Genomic DNA, 4,923 nt, shown 5'->3' on the forward strand with positions numbered 1-4,923 from the left:
TTATTCTTGAATCTGTTCAAACCACTGATACACTAGTGTTGCACTTGAAATCCGAATCCAAGGACCTTTGCTTTTTGATGGATGGCGGGTTCGCCCGAATCAGTCTTTCAACCTGAATTCCGCTGAGCGCGCGTGGGCGGTCAGGCTTTCGCCGTGTGCCAACACGCTGGCGGTTTTGCCCAGTTTCTGCGCGCCTTGTTCGGAGACTTGGATCAGGCTGGAGCGTTTTTGGAAGTCGTAAGTGCCCAGCGGCGAGGAGAAGCGGGCGGTACGGCTGGTGGGCAGGACGTGGTTGGGGCCGGCGCAGTAGTCGCCGAGGCTTTCGCTGGTGTAGCGTCCCATGAAAATCGCGCCGGCGTGGCGGATTTTTTTCGCCCATTGCTGCGGGTTTTCTACCGACAATTCCAAGTGTTCGGGGGAAATGTAGTTGGCGATTTCGCAGGCTTCGTCCAAGTCTTTGGCGAGTATCATCGCGCCCCTGTTGCCGAGCGAGGCTTCGATGATGTCGCGGCGGGGCATGGTTGCTATGAGGCGGTTCATGGCGGCTTGAACTTCGTCGAGATAGGGCTGCGACGTGCCGATAAGGATGGCTTGGGCGATTTCGTCGTGTTCGGCTTGGCTGAACAAATCCATCGCCACCCAGTCGGCGGGCGTGGTGCCGTCGGCGATGACGAGGATTTCAGACGGCCCCGCCACCATGTCGATACCGACGACGCCGAACACGCGGCGTTTGGCGGCGGCGACGAAGGCGTTGCCCGGGCCGGTGATTTTATCGACCTGCGGTACGGACTCGGTGCCGTAGGCGAGGGCGGCAACCGCCTGCGCGCCGCCGACGGTGAAGACTTTAGTAACGCCCGCAACGAAGGCGGCGGCAAGCACGATGTCGTTGCGTTCGCCTTTGGGCGTGGGGACGACCATGATGATTTCTTTCACACCTGCGACATGGGCGGGCATGGCGTTCATGATGACGGAACTCGGATACGCCGCTTTGCCGCCGGGAACGTAAATGCCGACGCGGTCGAGCGGTGTAATCTGTTGTCCCAACCGCGTGCCGTCTTCGTCTTCGTACGTCCAAGATTCCATTTTTTGGCGTTGGTGGTAGCTTTCGACCCGTTCGGCAGCAGTTTTCAAGGCCGTCTGAATTTCGGGCTGCAAACGCTCAAACGCGGCCTGCAAATCGTCTTGAGTGAGAATGAGGTCGGCTATGGTTTGGGCGGATGTGCCGTCGAAGCGGTTGGTGTATTCAATGAGCGCCGCATCGCCGCGCTTCTGCACGTCGGCGCAGATGTCGGCGACGATGTGGTCGATTTCGGGATTCTGAGCGGTTTCAAAAGCCAGCAGGGCTTTGAGCTCGGCTTGGAAATCGGGCGATTGGGTGTTGAGTTTTTTCATGATTTGGGATTCTCCTTTGATATTTTTGGACTTGGGGTCGTCTGAATATTTTTTTGTTCAGTCTCGGTTTTGGGTCTGATATACGCTTTTTCTCCCCCGCTACCAAACTTCAATTCGGGCAGGCATTTTTGTTGCAGGCCGAGTTTGGCTAATACCTCTTCGCTACGAGAGGTGGTATGGAAACGGTAACGGGTTTGTTTTCTGCCGTTTTTGGTTTCTTCAAGCGTTTCGAAACCGTCCACCTCATACGCGCTGACAACAGCGTTTTGCAGCGCGGTGTGAATGCCGATAACGTATTTCACTTTTGACGCGGCATCTTTGCCGATAACCCAGTTGCCCAACGTACGCGATTTGAGGTTGGCATCGTCTTGGTTGTCGAAGCGGTAGTCGGCTTCTTCGTCGGTATCCAAGTCCAAAGCGTCTTGGATTTTGACGGCAAGAACCAGTCCGTCGGGATTTAGGTCGTCAAGCGGGCAGGGCGTGAATTTGAAGCGGCTGTCGAGTTCTTCCGCGCTGATGCCGCCTGCGCCGCATCCGGCAGATTGGTTTTTGAATTTTTTGCCGACAACGGATTTGACGAAATGAATCAGGGCAGATTCAGCGGCTAGCGCTTCGACTTCAGTCAGATGATAGCTGATGATATGGCGGCCGAGTTTCTTACATTTGGCGATGGCTTTGCGTGCCGGCACGTCAATGTCGCCGTCTTGCGAACGGGCGGCTTGTTCATGCTCGAAGATGCGGTTGTCGCAGCCTTTGCCGATGTAGAGGATTTTGTCTTTTTTCAGGTCGGTCAGGCAATAGACGTAAAACCGACGCTCGCCGTTATTTAATACGGAAAGGGTTGAATCTGAAAATTTTTTTATTTTTGCAGCCATTTTAAATCCTCCTATACAGTTTACTGCCGGTGATATTTTCAGACGACCTGTCGGCGGAAACGGCTAGGGTCGTCTGAAAACGCATCTTCATTCAAATGAACGCTCACCCCGCCTTCGCTGCGCTGCCGAACGCCTGAATAATCGGCTCCAGCAGCGCGTGTTTCGTTTTCAATGTGGCTTTGTTGACCACCAGACGGCTGGAAATATCGACAACGTGTTCGACCGCTTCCAAGCCGTTTGCCTTAAGCGTGTTGCCGGTGGAGACCAAATCGACGATGGCGTCGCTCAAACCGACCAGCGGTGCAAGCTCCATTGAGCCGTAGAGTTTGATGATGTCGACGTGTACGCCTTTGCCGGCGAAATGCTCGGCGGCGATGTTGGGGTATTTCGTCGCGATGCGCAGGCGGCTGCCGGGCTGCGAGGCGGCGGCGTAGTCGAAACCCTTGCGGACGGCGACCATCATGCGGCATTCGGCGATGTGCAAATCCAGCGGCTGATAAAGCCCGCTGCCGCCGTGTTCGATTAAAACGTCTTTGCCCGCGATGCCGAAGTCTGCCGCGCCGTATTGGACGTAAGTCGGTACATCGGTGGCGCGGACGATGACGAGGCGGATGTTTTCATGGTTGGTGCCGATAATCAGCTTGCGCGATTTTTCGGGCGCTTCGGCAGGAATGATGCCCGCCGCCGCCAAAAGCGGCAGCGTTTCTTCAAAGATGCGCCCTTTGGACAGGGCGATGGTCAGCGTGTTTTCAGTCATTGTTGTTGTGTGCCGTCAGACTTCGAACCTGTATCAAGCAGGCGGTCTGACTTTCTCCATTGTATAGTGGGTTAACTTTAAACCAGTACGGCGTTGCCTCGCCTTAGCTCAAAGAGAACGATTCTCTAAGGTGCTGAAGCACCAAGTGAATCGGTTCCGTACTGTCTGTACTGTCTGCGGCTTCGTCGCCTTGTCCTGATTTAGTTAATCCACTATATGTTTCAGATGGGAAAAAGGTCGTCTGAAAACCGCGACCGGCATTCAGACGACCTCATGTGGATCAAAGCAGTTTTTTGATGTCGGCGGCAATGGTTGCCGGTTCGCTGCCGTAAGGCGAGAAAATCGCCACTTCGCCGTTTTTGTCGATCAGATACGCGCCGGAAGAGTGGTCAACCAAATAGTTTTCACTGTCTTCCTTCTGAACCACTTTGGCGGAAACCACGCGGTATTGCTGTTTGATAATCGGCAGGCTTTGGTCGCCTGTCGGAGTCAAGCCGATAAATTCAGGATTGAACTGTTTGACGTATTTGCCGATGACTTCAGGCGTGTCGCGTTCGGGATCGATGCTGACGAACACTACTTTCACATCTTTCGCCTGATCGCCCAACTGTTTCAATGTGTCGCTGTAAGTCAGCAATTCGGTCGGACAAACGTCGGGGCAGTGTGTATAGCCGAAGGACAGGATCACGACTTTGCCTTTCAGGTCGCTTAAGCTGAACGGCTTGCCGTCGCCGTCGGTCAGCGTGAAATCGCCGCCGATGTCCTCTTTACGCATATCCGTTCCCGGACCTTGCGGTTTGGGAGCGGCAGCAGCATTAAGCGAGGTCGTTTCAGGAGAAGAAGCAGGCGTTGCAGCTGGGGCAGACGCTGTTGAAGAAGCGGCTGAAGCAGTCGCAGGATTTTGTTCCGGCGCTTTGGCTTCAGGTTTGCAGGCAGCAAGTGCGGTAAGGGCGAATGCGCCCAAAATGGCGGTACGGATTGCAGTAGGCATCATAAAAATTCTCCAATGCAAATATGGTGTGTGAACGTCGTCTGAAAATAAAAAATGAAACGAACGCCGTCATCTTAGCGCGTTTGCAACATTTAATATAGCAGTTTATGCCGTTTTTCGGCTGAAAATGAATGATGTTTGATATAAGTGGAAAGAGTAGGATGCGTCGGGAACAAAATAAAATAAATTTAATGTTTTTAAAAATCAAAAATATAAGTAGTATATCTGCAAACAAAGCAAGATTTTGCTTTACAAGCCCGAATACGCCGCTATAATAGCGACTTCTTCACCAGCCCAGGTGGCGAAATTGGTAGACGCAGGGGACTCAAAATCCCCCGCCGCAAGGTGTGTCGGTTCGAGTCCGACCCTGGGCACCACAACCGCTTTTAGAGCGGTTATTTTTTTGTCTATCACAGTCTAACGCCGTAAACTAAAGCCAAGAAATACAAGGCTTTCCGCTGGTTTTGGCATCTATTTATCATCTAATACCGTCTAATTCAGCTTAATTGAAGTAACCTAAAATTTACGGTATCTTTTGCGGTATCTGAAAAATACCTTGAAAAAATACCGTAAAAATGAAGCTGAACGACCGACAAATCAAAAATGCCAAGCCTGCCGAAAAACCGTTTAAGCTGAATGACGGCAAGGGCTTGTATCTGTATATCAATACAAGCGGCGGGAAGTTATGGCGGTTTGACTTTTCACATAACGGTAAATGTAAAACGCTTTCAATCGGTAAATATCCGACCGTATCACTGGTGGAAGCCCGCCAAGCCGCTGAAAACGCCCGCTGCTTGCTTGCATCGGGGCAAGACCCAAGTGAAGCCAAACAACAAAAAAAGCGTGAACGGCAAGCCGCTGTCAGTAATACCTTTCGGAACATTGCCGCCGAGTGGCATAAACACCGT

The 4,923-nt window shown here is 52.5% G+C and carries 5 protein-coding genes and 1 tRNA gene; 2 read left to right on the forward strand and 4 right to left on the reverse strand.

What is annotated here, in order from left to right:
* Positions 1-99: 99 nt before the first annotated feature.
* The 4 genes from hisD to F9B91_RS11985 all read right to left on the reverse strand — a co-directional run bounded on the left by hisD (position 100) and on the right by F9B91_RS11985 (position 4,018).
* Positions 100-1,392: a histidinol dehydrogenase gene (hisD, locus tag F9B91_RS11970; RefSeq protein ID WP_060974796.1), complete on the reverse strand. Its 1,293-nt coding sequence runs from the start codon at positions 1,390-1,392 to the stop codon at positions 100-102.
* Positions 1,389-2,267 carry an LEM-3-like GIY-YIG domain-containing protein gene (locus tag F9B91_RS11975; protein ID WP_060974797.1) on the reverse strand — a complete coding sequence of 293 codons (879 nt, stop codon included), beginning with the start codon at positions 2,265-2,267 and terminating at the stop codon, positions 1,389-1,391. Before F9B91_RS11975 ends, hisD begins: the two co-directional genes overlap by 4 nt.
* Before the next feature lie 103 nt (positions 2,268-2,370).
* Positions 2,371-3,024, reverse strand: coding sequence for an ATP phosphoribosyltransferase (gene hisG / locus F9B91_RS11980; RefSeq protein ID WP_060974798.1), 654 nt, complete (start codon positions 3,022-3,024; stop codon positions 2,371-2,373).
* 280 nt (positions 3,025-3,304) lie between these two features.
* Complete coding sequence (locus F9B91_RS11985) at positions 3,305-4,018, reverse strand: SCO family protein (RefSeq protein WP_083301224.1); 714 nt, start codon at positions 4,016-4,018, stop codon at positions 3,305-3,307.
* A gap of 289 nt (positions 4,019-4,307) precedes the next feature.
* Between F9B91_RS11985 and F9B91_RS11990 the strand changes: the two genes are divergently transcribed.
* Positions 4,308-4,392 (forward strand) — tRNA-Leu (locus F9B91_RS11990).
* Between the two features lie 198 nt (positions 4,393-4,590).
* Positions 4,591-4,923, forward strand: a 333-nt coding sequence (locus F9B91_RS11995; RefSeq protein ID WP_150923294.1) for an Arm DNA-binding domain-containing protein, incomplete at its 3' end; no start/stop codon positions are given.

The organism is Streptococcus mitis, assembly GCF_008763935.1.
GTDB classification, from domain to species: domain Bacteria; phylum Bacillota; class Bacilli; order Lactobacillales; family Streptococcaceae; genus Streptococcus; species Streptococcus mitis_DB.